This window comes from Streptomyces sp. NPDC058051 (assembly GCF_042885475.1).
Taxonomy (GTDB): Bacteria; Actinomycetota; Actinomycetes; order Streptomycetales; family Streptomycetaceae; genus Streptomyces.
This window is the reverse complement of sequence record NZ_JBHVRW010000045.1, coordinates 25,357-41,502: the sequence shown is the minus strand read 5'-3', so window position 1 is coordinate 41,502 and position 16,146 is coordinate 25,357. Positions and strand designations below refer to the sequence as shown.

General features: G+C 70.4%; 6 protein-coding genes. All 6 read right to left on the bottom strand.

The features are described 5' to 3' along the window. Positions 1-4,836 (bottom strand): beta-ketoacyl synthase N-terminal-like domain-containing protein (locus tag ACFVUT_RS36440; RefSeq protein ID WP_389671130.1); only part of this gene is annotated, 4,836 nt, incomplete at its 3' end. Positions 4,837-4,855: 19 nt separating this feature from the next. Beyond that, a complete protein-coding gene (locus tag ACFVUT_RS36435; RefSeq protein ID WP_389660623.1) occupies positions 4,856-6,187 on the bottom strand; it encodes a condensation domain-containing protein in 1,332 nt (443 codons plus the stop codon). Beyond that, positions 6,184-6,468: an acyl carrier protein gene (locus ACFVUT_RS36430; protein ID WP_389660621.1), complete on the bottom strand. Its 285-nt coding sequence runs from the start codon at positions 6,466-6,468 to the stop codon at positions 6,184-6,186. The genes ACFVUT_RS36435 and ACFVUT_RS36430 overlap by 4 nt, the downstream gene beginning before the upstream one ends. Before the next feature lie 61 nt (positions 6,469-6,529). Next, entirely contained in the window at positions 6,530-6,727 is a 198-nt protein-coding gene (locus ACFVUT_RS36425) for an MbtH family protein (RefSeq protein WP_389660619.1), read from the bottom strand. A gap of 28 nt (positions 6,728-6,755) precedes the next feature. Beyond that, positions 6,756-13,217 (bottom strand): amino acid adenylation domain-containing protein, encoded by a 6,462-nt coding sequence (locus ACFVUT_RS36420; protein WP_389660617.1) that lies wholly within the window; start codon positions 13,215-13,217, stop codon positions 6,756-6,758. Positions 13,218-13,221: 4 nt separating this feature from the next. Then, the gene (locus ACFVUT_RS36415; RefSeq protein ID WP_389660615.1) at positions 13,222-16,146 is read right to left on the bottom strand and encodes a condensation domain-containing protein; all 2,925 of its coding nucleotides are present in this window, start codon (positions 16,144-16,146) and stop codon (positions 13,222-13,224) included.

Sequence of the window (16,146 nt, the reverse complement as noted above, 5' to 3'; positions counted from 1 at the left end):
CGCCAACGCCTCACGCGGCGAAATCCCGAAGAACCCCGCATCAAAACCCGCCACATCCTCCAGGAAGCCACCCTCCCGCGCATACGACGTACCCGCCCGATCCGGATCCGGGTGGTAGAGGCTCTCGATGTCCCAGCCCCGGTCGGACGGAAAGTCTCCTACCGCGTCCGTGCCCGAGACCACGAGGTCCCAAAGGTCCTCCGCCGACGTCACGCCACCCGGGTAGCGGCACCCCATCCCCACGATCACAATCGGATCGTCGTCGCCGCCGCCCGCAGCGGGCCTCTCCACACGGACCGGCTCCCGCTCCCCGCCCAGTTGCCTGCGCAGGAAGTTCGCGACGGCCTCCGGCGTCGGATAGTCGAAGACCAGCGTCGCCGGCAAGCGCTCACCGCTGGCCGCAGCCACCCGGTCGCGGAACTCGACCGACATCAGTGAGTCGAAGCCCAGCTCCTTGAACGTGAGCCCCATATCGACGTTCTCGGTCTGCGAGTGACCGAGGACAGCGGCAGCCTGCGCACGCACCAGCGGCTCAACACCACGGAGGCTTTCCTCGTTCGCCCCGGCGATCTCCTCCGGCACGGCCGCGGCCGCGGCCCCCGCAGCGCGAACTCGATCCCGATCCAGGTCCCCATCCAGGTTCCGATCCAGATCGGCAACCACGACCACGTCGTCGTCACGGTCCAGACCGTCCTGCAACGCTGTCACGGTCAACCCGGGATCCATCGGCGTACGGACCTCCGGGCGCCGACCACCGGTGACCGGATCCGTCGTCCAAGGCCGCCAAGTCACCGACAGCGCGTGCCGGCCTGTCGCACGCCGCTGCCGTGTGACGGCGGCTGCGAAGGCGCTCACGGCGCCTACGGCGCCGCCGTACAGGTCGTCGGAGCTGCCGTCAGCCACCGGCGACAGCAGGACGAACGCCGCCGCGTCAGCGGTGAGTTCGTTCAGGTTGGTGATGGCCCGTACTTGGTCGCTTCGGTCGGCCGATGCGTCCACTGCGTGCAGTACAGCGCTCAGTGGCCGTGCGTCCGGCACCGCTGCGAGCAGTGTGCCAAGGGCTTCCCGGTCCGCCGGATCGCAGTCGGCGACGAGTACCTCTGCGTCCGTACTGGCGATGTCCTCACCGGCGATGTCTTCGAGTCTCGCGGCGCTGCCGTCCGCCGCGAGGATGATCCGCTCGGCGCCACGGCGCGCCAGCCAGTGCACCAGTTCGGGTACGCCCGGAACCTGGTCGGCGCCGGTGACGAGCACAGTGCCCGCTGTTTGCCAGACCTGTTCAGGGGTGTCGGCGCGGGGCATGCGCTCGAAGCGGCATCCGAACGCCCCAGTGGCTCGTACGGCGATACGGCCTCGGCCTTCGGCCAGGGAACCGCGCAGCGCGGCCGCGAGTGTTGTCGCGGTGCGCTCGTCGGTGTTTTCCGGCAGGTCCACGATTCCCGGGATGGTGTCGTTGGTCAGCTGGGCGCCCCAGAGCTGTGCCTGTAGCGGCCTGCTGACTTCCCGGTCCACACCCGGTACCTCGACCGCGCCGGCGGTGACCAGCCACAGCGCCGCTTGCGTGTCTGCGGACGCGACGGCGTCCCGGAGCATCACCGCTCCGGCCACTCCCCCGTCCAGGTCGTCCTCAGCACCCTCCCCCCGGGCTGCGTCCTCCCCCGGGTGTGCTTCATCCCACCGGGCCGTTCCCTCCTCCAAGGCGAGAAGCGACAGCACACCCGCGATCCCGGCTGCCGCACCGGAACGCAGGTGTTCGACGGCCGCCTGAACCCCTTCCACCCGCACGGCGTTCTCCACTGCCGCCAGGCAGGCGTGTACCAGTCCCTCCGGGTGCGGCCCGGCCGGGGCAACCACCAGCCAGGTGCCCGGCGCGATCTGCGGTGCGTTGGCTTCGACGAGCCGGCTCCAGCGCGGTCGGTACCGCTGCCCGTCCATCGTGAACCGGGCGCGTTCGCGGCGCCGCCAGCTCCGCAACCGGCTCAGGAGATCACCGAGCATGGCTTCTTCGCCGCCGTCGTCACCGTTCAGTTCCAGGGTGTCGGCGAGACCTTCGAGGTCGTGCTGTTCGACGTACTCCCAGAACTTCGCGTCGCCGGCTTCGGGTCGCGGCGCCGGGGCCGAGGCCGGGATGTCCAGCCAGTGGCGTTCGCGCTGGAAGGGGTAGGTGGGTAGTTCCGCCGGCTTGCCCCGGCCGCCGAACCAGGCGGTCCAGTCCATCTGGGCGCCGTCGTTGTGCAGGGTCGCCAGTGCGACGAGGACGCGGCGGAGGCCGCTGTCGTCACTCCGGGACGTGGTCGCGACCAAGCCCGCACGGCCGGCAACAGCAGCACTGCCTGCACCGTCCGCCGAGCCACCACCCTCCGCATGGTCACCACCCTCCCCCGCGATGGTTTCCCCGATCGCGGGGCTGAGCGCCGGGCGCGGCCCGATCTCCAGGTAGCGGGTCACGCCCCGCTCGGTGAGTCGTGTGATCGCGTCGTGGAAGAGCACGGTGTGCTCGACGTGGTCGGCCCAGTAGTCCGCGGTGCTGATGTGGTCGGCCGCTGCGATGTCGCCTGTGAGGTTGGACATGATCGGGATCGTCGGCGCGGAGTAGCTGACAGACCTTGCCACCTCCCGGAACTCCTCGACCATGGCCCGCATGAGCGGGGAGTGGAAGGCATGGCTGACGCGCAGGGCGGAGGTGTCGTGACCGGCCGCGCGGAGTCGGTCGGCGGCATCCCGCACCGGCTGTTCCGGGCCGGAGATGACGACCGAGACGGGGCTGTTGACTGCGGCGAGCGCGACCTGCTCGGAGAGGTAAGGGCGTACGTCGTCGGCGCTCGCCCGGACCGCTGTCATCGCGCCGCCGTCCGGCAGCGCTTGCATCAGGCGGCCACGGGCGGCGACCAGGCGGCAGGCGTCCGGCAGGGTGAGGACGCCGGCGAGGTGGGCGGCGCTGAGTTCACCGATCGAATGCCCCACCAGGTAGTCGGGGGTCAAGCCGAGCGACTCGACGAGCCGGTACATCGCGACGTCGTACGCGAACAGCGCGGCCTGGGTGTAGGCGGTGCGGTGCAGCAGGTGGGCCTCGGCTGAGCCCTTGTGGGCGAACATGACCTCGCGCAGGCCGGCTTCGAAGTGGCCGAGGACGTCGTCCATGGCCTGGGCGAACACCGGTGACTCGGCGTGCAGCTGGCGGCCCATCCCCGGCCACTGTGAGCCCTGGCCGGTGAACACGAAGGCGGTCTTCCCCGCAGTCGCGGCCCCCGCTCCGGTGACGGCGTTGGGCGCGTTCGTCCCATCACTGATCGCGCGCAGCCCGTCGAGGAGTTCGTCGCGGTTGGTGCCGAGGACGACGGCGCGGCGTGGGAAGGCTGTTCGGGTGGTCGCCAGTGAGTGGCCGACGTCGTACGGATCCAGCTCCGTCTCGTTGAGTACGAAGGTGTGGAGCCGTTCGGCCATGGCGCGCAACGCGGCCGGGCTGCGCGCCGAGATCGGCCATGGTACGAGTTCCGCGTCGGCGGTCGGCTTCGTGACGGCCATGGCGGAGGGTGTGCGCGCTGGAGCCTCGGTGAGGACGATGTGGCAGTTCGTTCCGCCCATGCCGAACGAACTGACGCCTGCGGCCAGCGGCTTGTCGTCGCGCGGCCAGGGGGTGAGTTCGGTCTGGACGCGCAGCGCCAGGTCATCCAGGGGGATCCGCGGGTTCGGGGACCGGTAGTTGAGGCTGGGCGGGATCCGCCGGTGTGTGATGCTGAGGATCACCTTGAGCAGGCCGGCGATGCCGGCTGCGCCTTCGAGGTGGCCGATGTTCGTCTTGGCGGATCCGACGAGCAGCGGGGTGTTCGCCGGCCGGTTCTCGCCGAGGACGGCGCCGGCCGCGGCTGCCTCGATGGGGTCGCCGACCGCCGTGCCGGTGCCGTGCAGTTCGAGGTACTGGGCGTCGCGCGGACGGATCCCTGCCTGCCGGTACGCCTGGCGCAGCACGTCTTGTTGGGCGGCTTCGCCGGGGACGGTGAGGCCGGGGGTCGCGCCGTCGTTGTTCAGTGCGCTGCCGCGGATGACGGCGTGGATCGGGTCGCCGTCGGCGAGGGCGCGTCCGAGTGTCTTGAGGACGACAACTCCGCCGCCCTCACCGCGGACGAAGCCGTTGGCGCGCTCGTCGAAGGTGTAGCAGCGTCCGTCGGGGGACATGGCACCGAGGTTGGCCACCACGGTGTGGGTCTCGGGCGCGAGGAGCAAGTTGACGCCGCCGGCCAGCGCGATGGTCGACTCACCGCTGCGCAGGCTTTCGGCGGCGAGGTGCACGGCGGTCAGGGACGAGGACTGCCCTGTGTCGACGGTGAGGCTGGGGCCGCGGAGTCCGAGGAAGTAGGACACCCGGTTGGCGATGACGCTGCGGTGCAGGGCGGCGGTGCTGTGGGAGGTGAGTGTGTCCGGTCCGTGCCGTTGGCTGAGCTTGGCGTAGTCCTCCCACATCACGCCGGCGAACACTCCGGTGCGGGTGTCGCGCAGGTGCTCGGGGAGCACTCCGGCCGACTCCAGCGCTTCCCAGCTCAGTTCCAGCATCAGCCGCTGCTGGGGGTCCATGGCGGCGGCTTCGCGCGGTGAGATCGAGAAGAACTCGGCGTCGAACCGGTCGACTTGGTCGAGGAAGCCGCCTCGCCCTGCGTTGACCCTCCCGGGTGTGGGCGGGTCGGGCATCCCCTGGGTGTCCCAGCGGTCGTGGGGGATGTCGGTGACGGCGTCGCCGCCGGCGCGCAGGAGTTCCCAGTACGCCCTGGGGTCCGGCGCGCCGGGGAAACGGCAGGCCAGGCCGACGACCGCGATGGCGTTGCCGGGTGGTTGCGTCATGTTCAGCGCTCCGGGGTGGTCAGTGGGCGACGGCTCGGTTGTGGTCCTGTGTCGCTTCGGCCAGAAGGTGCTGGTAGTCGGCGCCGAGCCGTTCCATCGTGGAGCGCTCGAAGAGGTCGGGCCGGTAGACAAGAACGATCTTCATCGAGTTCCCCGCTTGCACGATCTCGAAGGTGAGGTCGAAGTTGCTCAGTGTCAGCCGGGTGACCGGGAAGCCGGAGACCGGTATGCCGCCGATCCGGGCGTAGCCCTCGTCGGGGGTGTCAGGTCGGCCGATGAAGCCGATGTGCTGCTGGGCCAGATAGCTGAAGAGCACTTGGAACAGCGGTGACTTGCGCGGTGTCCTGGGTGCGTTCAGCACCCTGGGCAGCAGCGCGAAGGGGTAGCTGAATTGGGCCATCGCCTGCCCGATCTGGTCGTCGGTCGCGGCGAACACCTCGCGGTAGGTCATGTCGGGGGTCAGCCGGGCCCGGAACGGCGGGGTGTTGGCCATGAGCCCGACCACGTATCTCCACTTCGGGTGGAACCGTTCCGACCTGGAGTAGCCGACCAGGAAGTCCTGTTCGCCGGTCCAGTGGTGCAGCAGGACCTGGAACATGCCGAACAGGTACGAGAACGGGGTGACGCCCTCGCGGGGCGCTGCGGCGAGGATGTCCTTGACCGAGCCTTCGTCGAAGATCACTTCGTGGACTTCGCTGGAGACAGCGGTGCCCACCTCGCGGGGGTGGTCGGTCGGCAGTTCGGCGCCGGGTGGCAGCGGCAGGCACAGCTTTCGCCAGAATTCGGCGGACTCCGGGTGGCGTGCGGGGTCCAGTCGGGCGCGTTCCTCCTCGACGAACTCTTCGTAGGTGGCCCGCATCGCGGGCAGCCGCGGCTGGGTACCGGTGGCCTGTGCCGTGTACATGCCGAGGAGGTCGCCGAGGATCACCAACTGCGCCGTCGCGTCCGTCGCGATGTGGTGGGACGCCACCGCCAGGACCGCTTCGGCCGCCCCGGCGCGCAGGAGCAGGAACCGGAACGGCAGGTCAGAGGTCAGGGCGAACGGCAGAGCGGCGAATTCGTCGACCTCCGCGCGCAGTTGGCTGTCGTCGGCGCAGCTCCGTACGTCGAGTTCGGGCAGGCGGCCGTCCTCCACGATCCGGTACGGCCCCTCGTCGCCGTCGTGGAACGAGGAGCGCAGCATCGGGTGGCGGTCGGCGGTGCGCCCGATCGCCTCTCGCAGCACGTTCTCGTCAAGGTGCGTGTGCACCCGGAAGGCGGTGATGCCGTTGTAGATCGTGTTGGTCGGCGCGAGCCGGAACATCAGCCACAGTGCTTCCTGGCCCGCCGACAGCGGATAGGTGCCGGTCATGGCTGGATGAGCTGGTTCTTCGTCTCTCCGGACGCCAGGGCGGTGACGTTCACGGCGATCCCGTTGATCGTCGGGGCGTCGCGCAGGCTGCTCGGGTCGACGGTCACCCCGTACTGCTCCTCGATGGCAAGAGCCATCTCCATTTTGTACATGGAGTCGATTCCGTACTCCACGATGCCGGTGTCCGGGTCGATCTCCTCGGCGGGCAGTTCCACATAGGAGGCGATCAGCTCAGTGAGCCAGTCGCGTACAGCGTAGGTCGTGATCGGTGCGGAGCTCATCGTGCTTCCCTTCGTGCGCTCTTCCTGACAGCTGCTGCGCGTGGCCGTGCAAGCGGCCGTGTCATCTGACGCTGCGTGGACGCAGGTCCGTCCACACCTGGTCGATGTGGGTGAGGCAGTCCTCCTCTGCGCCCTCGAAGGACTCGGCGCGCCAGCCGCCGGGCAGTTCCCGGCCGACGGGCCAAATCGAGTACTGCTCCTCGTCGTTCACCACCACCCGGTATCGCCGCTGGGGCGCCGGCTCCTGCTCGGGTTCCATCCGCTACCTCCTGTCGCGAACACTGCGGCTACTGCTCTCCCGGCCCTTCCGGCCCTTCTTGTCCGTCCGGTTGTTCCGGTTGTTCCGGTGACGGCTCCCCTGCCGCGGCCAGGTCGTCCTGGATGATCTCCGCCAGTTCGGCGACGGTGGGCGCCTCGAACACGTCCGCGAACAGCAGTTCCACGTGCAGGCGTTGGCGGATGAGCCAGATCATCCGCACCATCAACAGGGAGTGGCCGCCCAGTTCGAAGAAGTCGTCACCTGCGCCGACCCGGTCGAGGCCGAGCAGCTCTCCCCAGATGGCGGCGACGGCCTCCTGCACCGCGCCCTGCGGCGCCACGTATCCGGTCGTCAAGTCGGGCCGTACGCCTTTGAGTTCGGGGAGACGGTCGCGGTCGACCTTGCCGTTACCTGTCAGCGGTATCGCGTCGACCTGCACAAGGACGGAGGGGACCATGTAGCCGGGCAGCTCCGCCTTGAGAAAGTCGCGGACGTGCGCCACGTCCAGCCGGCCGCCGCTCGCGACCACGTACCCGACGAGGCGCCGGCCTCCGGGCGCGTCCTCGCTCAGGAGTACCGCCGCGTCGGCCACGTCCGGGTGCCGGGCCAGTACGACCTCGATCTCGCCGAGTTCGACGCGGTGGCCGCGTAGTTTCACCTGGTGGTCCAGGCGGCCGAGGAACTCCAGCATGCCGTCCGGCCGGTGGCGGACCAGGTCGCCGGTCCGGTACAGCCGGGCGCCGGGCGCCGCGCCGAACGGATCGGGCCGGAACCGCTGCGCCGTGAGCCCGGGGCGGCCCCGGTAGCCGCGGCTCACCCCCACGCCGCCGATGTAGAGCTCGCCGGGCACTCCGGCCGGGACCAGGCGCATGTCCGGGTCCAGGACGTAGCAGGTGGTGTTGTCGATCGGGCGGCCGATCGGTACCGAGCGCCGGTCCGCCATCTCGGGCGTGCACCGGCCCATCACGGACACGACGGTGGTCTCGGTGGGCCCGTAGGCGTTGAACAGGCGTGTCGACCCGGACCAGCGGCTGACCAGGCCCTGGGTGACCGCTTCCGTTCCGGTGCCGATGGCACGCAGCGCCGGGAAGTCGCCCTCGGGGACGGTCTTGAGGACCGAGACGGGTATGTGCAGTGTGCTGATGTCGTGGGCGCGCAGGTGGCGGGCCAGGTCGTCGCCGTAGCGGAACTCGCCGGCCGGCTGGAGGCAGAGTGTGCCTCCGTGGGTCAGGGGCAGCAGTGTCGCGGAGACGGCGGCGTCGAAGGCGGGGCCGAAGGCGTTCGCCGAGCGTGTGGTGGTGGCCACACCGAACAGCCGCCCCTGTGCCCTGACCAGGTTGGTGAGCCCCCGGTGGGGCACCTCGACGTTCTTGGGGGTGCCGGTCGAGCCGGAGGTGGAGATGAGGTAGGCCAGGTCGTCAGGGCCGGAGGACGTGGTCAGGTTCGTGTCTTGGTGGCTGCCTATGGCTTCGGCCTCGGTGTCCAGCCACACGGTGTGTGGGGTGTCCGGCGGCAGGACGTCGCCGAGGGACTGTTCGCAGATCAGGATGTGCGCACGGTTGTCACGCAGGGTGTGTGCGAGGCGTGCGACCGGGTGTTCGGGGTCCATCGGCGCGTAGGCGCCGCCGGACTTGAGCACCGCGAGTATCGCGACCGTCGCCGTGATCCCGCGCGGCAGGCAGACGGCCACCACCACTTCGGGTCCCGCGCCGAGTTCGCTCAGGTGCCTGGCGAGCTGGTTGGCCCGCGCGTTGAGCTGCGCATAGGTGAGGCGTTCGCCACCGCACACCAGCGCTTCGGCCTCCGGCGCCGCAGCCGCCCTGTCCTCGAACATTCGTGTCACGGTCGTCGTGTCGGTGTGCTCCAGGCGGGTGTCGTTCCATTCCACGATCTGCCGGCGGCGCTCGGCGTCGGTGAGAACGTCGATGTCATGAACGGCGCGCTGGGGGTCCGCCACGACGGCCCGCAGGACCGTGCGGAAGTGGGCGATCAGCTGGTCGACCGAGGAGGCGTCGAACAGGTCGGTGCTGTAGACGATCTGTCCCAGCAGTCCGCCCTGGATCTGGTCCTGGGGAACGCCGACGGCGCCCCACTCGGTCTCGGTGGGGAGCCGTGCGTCGAGCGGTATCTCCGAGAGGTAGACCTCCATGTCGAGGTGTGTGGTGAGCCGGTCGGTCAGGAACAGCGTCGTCGAAGCGTCGGGGATCCGCAGTGGGACACGGGGCATGTTCTGCAGTTGGAAACCGACTTGGACGAGGGGGTTGCGGCTGAGGTCGCGGGGGATGCCCAGCTCGTTGACCACGCGTTCGAACGGCACGTCCTGGTGGGCGTACGCGCCCAGGGTCGCCGTCCGTACCCGGCCGAGCAGTTCGTGGAAGGACGGTTCACCCGAGCAGTCGACCCGCAGCGCCAGGGTGTTGATGAAGAAGCCGATGAGGTTCTCCAGCTCGGCCCGCCGCCGGTTGGCCACGGGGGTGCCGACGACGACGTCCGACCGGCCGGTGTAGCGGGCGAGCAGCACGTCAAAGGCGCCCAGCAGCACCATGAACAGGGTCGCGCGTTCGGTGCGGGCCAGCTCCCGCAGCTCGTCGGTCAGGTCTCTGGGCACAACGAACACGCGGACCCCACCGCGGTACGTCGACACCGCCGGCCGTGCCCGATCGGCCGGCAGCTCCAGCACGGGTTCTACGTCCGCCAATGCCGTTTGCCAGTAGGCCAGTTGTCCCGCCAGCTGCTGCTCGCCGAAGACCTGTCGCTGCCATACGGCGTAGTCCCCGTACTGCACGGGCAGCGCCGACAGCGGATCCGGGCCGGCGTCCCGCGAAGCCGTGTACAGGGTGCCCAGTTCGCGGTTGAGGACAGCGGCCGACCATCCGTCGGCGACCATGTGGTGCAGCACCACGACCAGTACGTGGTCTTCAGCGCCGAGTCGCAGGAGCGCCGCCCGTACCACCGGGCCCCGCTCCAGGTCGAACATCTGTGAGGCGGTCTCGCCCACGAGCCGTGTCGCCTCCGCCACGCGCTCCACCTCGGAACCGCCCGCGACCTGCACGACGGGCAGGTCATTGGGGTTCGGTGGGTGCACCTTCGACACCGGGGTGCCGTTTTCGTCCACCGTGAACACCGAGCGCAGCACCTCGTGCCGGGCCACCACCCCCGACAGTGCCGTTGTCAGGCTGGGCACATCCAGCGGGCCGCGGATCCGGTACGCGGCAGGCAGGTTGTAGAAGGGGTTGCCAGGTATCAGCTGATGCACGAACCACATGCGCTGCTGCGCGAACGACAGCGGCACCACCGCGCCGCCGGTCCGCGCCTCGACGGCCGGCAGTACCTCCCCGCCGCCACCGCGCCGCAGATCCGACACCACCTCCGCCACGCCTGCCACCGTGGACACTTCGAACAGCACCCCGAAGGGAACCTCGACCCCTGACACATCGCGCAGCCGCGACACGGCACGCGTCACCAGCAGTGAGTGGCCGCCGAGTTCGAAGAAGTCGTCGAAGGCCCCGACGTCTTCCACGCCGAGCAGCTCGCTCCACACGCCCGCGACCAGTTCTTCCACCGCGTCGCGGGGGCCCACGAAACCGGTACCGGAGTTCGCGCGGGTATCGTCCGGGCGTGGCAGCCGGGAACGGTCGATCTTGCGGCCGGGGGTGAGGGGTAGGGAGTCGATGCGCATGACCACGGACGGGACCATGTGCGCGGGTAGTTCGGCCTTGGCATACGCGCGGACCTCGGTCACGTCCAGCCGGTCCCCGTCCGGTACCACGTACGCCACGAGGCGCTGGGCGCCCGGGGTGTCCTCGCGCAGCAGGACGGCTGTGCCCGCGACGTCCGGGTGCCGGGCCAGTACGGCCTCGACCTCGCCGGGCTCGATCCGGTGGCCGCGCAGTTTCACCTGGTGGTCCAGGCGGCCGAGGAACTCCAGCATGCCGTCCGGCCGGTGGCGGACCAGGTCGCCGGTGCGGTACAGCCGGGCGCCGGGCGCCGCGCCGAACGGATCGGGCCGGAACCGCTGCGCGGTCAGTCCGGGGCGGCCCCGGTAGCCGCGGGCGAGGCCGACTCCCCCGATGTACAGCTCGCCGGGCATCCCGACCGGGACCATGCGCATGCCGGGGTCCAGGACGTACATCCGCATGTTCGGGATCGGCCTGCCGATGGGCACGCCACCATCGAACACGGCCCGATCGTCGATCCAGGTATATGTGCAGCCCACGCTCGCCTCGGTGGGTCCGTAGTGCAGGGCGAGCGCGATGTCGGGCGAGGCGATGACGGTGTCGAGGAGCGGCGTCGCGGTGACCGCTTCCCCGCCGACCAGCAGGACGGCCGTGGACCGTGCGAGGTCGTCGGCGGTGAGGCCCTCGGCGGCGGAGGCGAGTTCGGACGGTGTCACCTTCAGGTAGGACAGCCGTTGTCCACCCGTCCGGCGCTGAACCTCGCGGAAGACCGACGGGACCTGCTCGGGCAGGACGTGGAGGGTCTCCCCGGACACCAGCGGGCAGAAGGTGTCGCGGACGGTGGTGTCGAAGGCCGGGCTGTAGTGGGAGACGCCGCCCGCGCCCCGGCCCTTGGTCAGCTCGGCCCACCAGGTCACGTAGTTGACGATGCCGCTGTGCGGGATCTCGACGCCCTTGGGGGCGCCGGTGGAGCCGGAGGTGTAGATGACGTAGGCGAGGTTCTCCGGCCGGGGCCGGGTGTCCAGGTCGGACTCCGGGTGACCGGCGATGATCTCGGCGTCGGCGTCGACGCACACCGTCCGCGCGCCGTGCGGCGGGAGGTGGTCGGTGAGGCCCGACTCGGTCACCAGGACGCGGGCGTCGGTGTCTCTCAGCAGGAACCCGAGCCGCGCGGGCGGATAGGCCGTGTCCAGCGGGGTGTACGCGCCGCCCGCTTTGAGTACGGCCAGCGTCGCCACCACGGCCGCGATGCCCCGGGGCAGGCAGAGGGCCACCACGTCGTCCGACCGCACGCCGAGTTCGCGCAGGTGCCGGGCGAGCTGGTTGGCCCGTGCGTCGAGCTGTGCGTAGGTGAGCCGCTCGTCGCCGCATACGGCCGCTTCGGTGTCGGGCGCTGCGGCCACCCGGGCCTCGAACAGCTCCACCAGGGTGCGGGCGCCGGGGAGTTCCTGCTGGGTGTCGTTCCAGTCCACCGCAAGCCGGCGGCGTTCCGCGCTGGTCAGCACATCGACTTCGTCGAGCGGCCGGTCGGGGTCTGCGGTCACCGCCCGCAGCGCCTCGCCGAGACGGGTCGCCAGCAGGTCGACGGCGTCGGCGTCGAACAGTTCGGCGCTGTAGCGCAGGGTCAGTAGAAGTTCCTCGTCAGCGACGACGACGAGGGCGAGCGGGTAGTTGGCCTTGGTGCGGAACTCGATGTCCTCGATGTCGAAGCCGCTGTTGGCGTTCTCCCGCGCCAGTGGGAAGTTCTCGAACGCGAGCATGGTGTCGAAGAGGGCGCTGCCGCGTTCGACGCCGGCCCATTTCTGGATGTCGGTGAGCGTCGCGTCGCCGTACTCGCGGGCCTCGGCCTGCTGGAGTTGCAGCGCCTGGAGCCACGCGCGGACGGTTTGGTCGCCGTCCGCCCGTACCCGCACCGGCACGGTGCGCAGCAGGACGCCGGCGATGCCCGCGGCGTCGGGGAGTTCGGCAGGCCGGTCGGCGACGCTCGCTCCGAAGACCACGTCGCGGGTGCCGGAGTACGCGCCGGTCAGCAGACCCCATGCCGCAGACACCACGGTGTTGAGAGTGACGCGGCAGTCGCCGGCGAACCGGCGAAGGGCCTGGTAGTCGGCGGCGTCGACGGTGATCCGCCGACTGGCGCCGGTGTGCTGTGGGCGGCCCGCGCTGCCGAGGATGCTCGCCGGCTGGTAGCGGGCCAGCGTCCGCTTCCAGAACTCCTCGGCGCCGCCGGACTTCGTCCTGGTCTCCAGCCACTCCAGGTAGCTGCGGTACTGGGGCGCCGGGGGCAGGGACACGGCGCGGCCGGCGCGTACGTCGACGTACGCCGACGACAGCTCGCCCAGGATTTTCTGGACACTCCAGCCGTCCAGCAGCAGTTGGTGGAACGACCACGCGCTGCGGACCACGTCGTCGGCGAGCTGGAACAGCATCCCGCGGAACAGGGGTGCGGCGGGCAGGTCACGGAAGCCTTCCAGGTCGGCGGCCAGATACGCCTCGATTTCCTTCTCCTGTGCCTGCGGTGGCAGGTCGCGCAGGTCGCGCAGGTCAAGGGTGTAGTCGACCTCGCGCCACACCACCTGGACCGGTTGTGCGAGGCCCTCCCACTCGAAGCTGGTACGCAGCGTCGCGTGCCGGGCGACGATCGCGTCCCAGGCCCGTTCGACGGAGGCCACGTCGACCTGGCCGCGGATGACCAGCAGCTGTTGCGTCACGTAGAGGCCGGCGTCCGGCTCCAGCAGGCAGTGGAACAGCATGCCCTGCTGGAGGGGGGTGAGGGCGTAGACGTCCTCCACGTTTCCGGCGTCGAATTTCATCTCGTCACTCCCCGCGCCGGCGTAGCCGGTCCATGAGTTTCGCGACATCGGAGTCGCCGAGTCCGGACAGCGGCAGGTCCCGTGCTGATCGTTCGGGTGTCGCCGCCGAGCAGTGGTCGACGATCTCGCGCAGCGCGGCGGCGTAGTCATCGGCCAGGCGCTGTACGGTCTCCCGGTGGTGCCGGTAGGGGTTGAAGGTCCACTGTGCGCCGAACCGGTCCCGCCCAATCCCGGCGTTGATCTCCAGTTGGTGCACTCCGTCGCTGCGGGAGCGGCGGTTGGGGGCCGCAGGCAGCAGGTGCCGGTCGGGCGCGGGCCGTAGGGTCTGACCCGCCAGCAACGCTCCTGGCCGCCCGACGTAGTTGAACCGGATGACGGGCGTGGGCAGCCCGGCGAACCGGGAGCGTATGCCGGGGTCGGCGCAGTAGCGCAGCGCACCGTAGCCGAAGCCCCGCTGCGGCACGGCGCGCAGGCTCTCCTTGGCCGCCAGGATGAGTTCGCGGGTGCCGGCGCCGGTGGGCGCGGTCAGCCGGACGGGAAACATGCTGGTGAACCAGCCGACGGTACGGGAGATGTCGACCTGGTCGAACAGGTCTTCCCGGCCGTGGCCTTCCAGGTGGACGCAGATGCCGGGGCGGCCCGTCCAGCGTGCCGTCACGCGCAGGAAGGCGGCCAGCAGTATGTCGTTGATCTGTGTGCCGTACACGGCGGGTACCTGGCGCAGCAGCGCCGCCGTGACGTCCGTGTCCAGCGTGGTGGTGACGGTCTCGGTGGCCGCGGGCACCGGTTCCGGCGCGTCCACCGGCACCTCGCAGTCGGCGAGTTGGTCGCACCAGAAGCCGAGCTGGTCGTGGAGCGCGGGCTCGCGGGCGTAGTCGTGCAGCACCCGGGTCCACGTATGCCATGCGGTGGTCTCCACCAGTTCCGGGTTCCGGCCTGCCGCCAGGCTCTGGTACGCGGTCTCCAGGTCCTGGAAGAGGATGCCCCAGGACACCGCGTCGATGACCAGGTGGTGCACCACGAACACCAGCACGCGCCGGCCGTTTGGGCCGCCGGTCACCAGTGCGGCCTTGACGAGGTCGCCGGTCTCGATATCGAGGGCGCGGCCGAGTTCGTCGGCGACGGCGGTGAGGGTCTCGCGCCACCGCTCGGGTTCCGCGGATTCGGCGTGCGTCCTGGGCAGCTCGATCCGGGCAGGCCCCTCGACTATGTCCTGGAGCCACTGCCCTTCGGCCATGCGGAACGTGGAGCCGAGCGTGGGGTGGTGGCGCAGTACGAGCGCCAGTGCCTCTTCCAGCAGTGCGATGTCGGTGTCCGGTGCCAGGTCGCTGAAGTGGCCTTGGGCGAACTGGTCGCGTTCGTCGGTGATCTCGTCGAAGTACCAGTGCTGTATCGGGGTGAGGGGTGCTTCACCCCATACGGTGCCGATCACCGCGTCGGTCGCCGGGCGGGCGGCGGCGGCCAGTTCGGCGAGGGTCGAGGTGGTGTAGAAGTCCTTCGGGGTGATGGTGAGGCCGCCTCGTCCGGCGCGGGCCACGACCTGGATGCACATGATCGAGTCGCCGCCGAGCTGGAAGAAGTTGTCGTCGACTGTGACCTGTTCGAGGTCCAGGTCCAGGACGTCGGCCCAGATCTGGGCGAGGGTCTGTTCGGCTTCGGCGGCTGCCCGCACCTGCGCCTGCGCCTGCGCTGGTTCGTCCCGGGCCGGGGCGGTGGGCCGGGCCAACAGCTGGACGGTGCCGTCCGAGAGGTGACGCGCTCGCGTACCGGTCCGCAGCAGCCGGGAGCCGGGGGTGCCGCTGAACGGGTCGGGGATGAAGCGGCGCGCGGTCCGGACCGGATCGTCGCGGTATCCGCGCGCCACGGCCAGCCCGCCGAGGTACAGGGTGCCCGGCACACCGGGCGGGACGGGCTCCAGTTCGTCGTCGAGCACGTACATAGTCGTGTTGGGGAGCGGGCGGCCGATCGGGATCGTCCGGTCGGGGTCGGGGCTGCCAGGGAGGTCGTGGCCGGCGACGGGAGTGCCCGCCTCGGCGGCGCCGTAGGCGATGTGGATCCGGAGGCCGGGGTGGTGCTCCAGGGCGGCCGCGACCGGCTGCGCTTGCGTGGCTTCGCCGGTGAGCACCAGGTGGGACGCCCCGCCGAGGCTCGCGGGCGCGGTCTCGACGAGGTCGGCGAGCGGTACGGCCGACAGCACCGCGGCGTTGTCGACGGCGGCCGGGACGCCGCCGGGTACGAGGACGGCCTGGGCGCCGCGTACCAGCGACTGCCAGATCTCGACCGCGCCCGCCGCGCCGAGGGTGACCGTCGCCGTACCAGCGCCGGCCCAGCTGTCCGGCACTCCGCAGGCCGCGCGGGTCAGCACGAGGTGCGGCACTTCGACACCGGACTCGTGGGCGACGTAAGCCAGGTTCCGCGGGTCCGGTTCGGTGTCCAGGTCTGTCTCCGGGTGGCCGTCGATCGTCTCAGCGTCGGTGTCGACGCATATCACCCGGACGTCGTGCGGCGGGAGAGCCTTCGCGAGGCTCTCCTGGGTCACCAGGGCATCGGCCGAGGGGAGTTGCGTGGAGGCGAGGTCCAGCAGCGTGTACGCCCCGCCCGCTTTGAGCACCGCCAGCATCGCAGCCACCGCGGTGACACCGCCGGGCAGGCAGACGGCCACGACGGACTCCGGTCCGATGCCGAACTGGCTCAGGTGCCGGGCGAGCTGGTTGGCCCGCGCGTTGAGCTGCGCATAGCTGAGGTGTTCGTCGCCGCAGGTCATGGCCGGTGCGCCGGGCGTCGCCGCGGTTTGTCCCTCCACAAGGCGGGCCACCGTACGGTCGGCCGGGAACGGGGCGCGGGTGTCGTTCCACTCGACCAGCATCCGGCGCCGCTCCGTGGCCGTCAGCATCGGAACGGAGAACAGTGACATGTCGTCAGGTTCCAT

Bases quoted from the DNA above. Each gene is read 5' to 3' on its own strand.
- ACFVUT_RS36435 (WP_389660623.1), bottom strand. From the start codon at position 6,187: ATGACCGGCACCTATCCGCTGTCGGCGGGCCAGGAAGCACTGTGGCTG.
- ACFVUT_RS36430 (WP_389660621.1), bottom strand. From the start codon at position 6,468: ATGAGCTCCGCACCGATCACGACCTACGCTGTACGCGACTGGCTCACT.
- ACFVUT_RS36425 (WP_389660619.1), bottom strand. From the start codon at position 6,727: ATGGAACCCGAGCAGGAGCCGGCGCCCCAGCGGCGATACCGGGTGGTG.
- ACFVUT_RS36420 (WP_389660617.1), bottom strand. From the start codon at position 13,217: ATGAAATTCGACGCCGGAAACGTGGAGGACGTCTACGCCCTCACCCCC.
- ACFVUT_RS36415 (WP_389660615.1), bottom strand. From the start codon at position 16,146: ATGGAACCTGACGACATGTCACTGTTCTCCGTTCCGATGCTGACGGCC.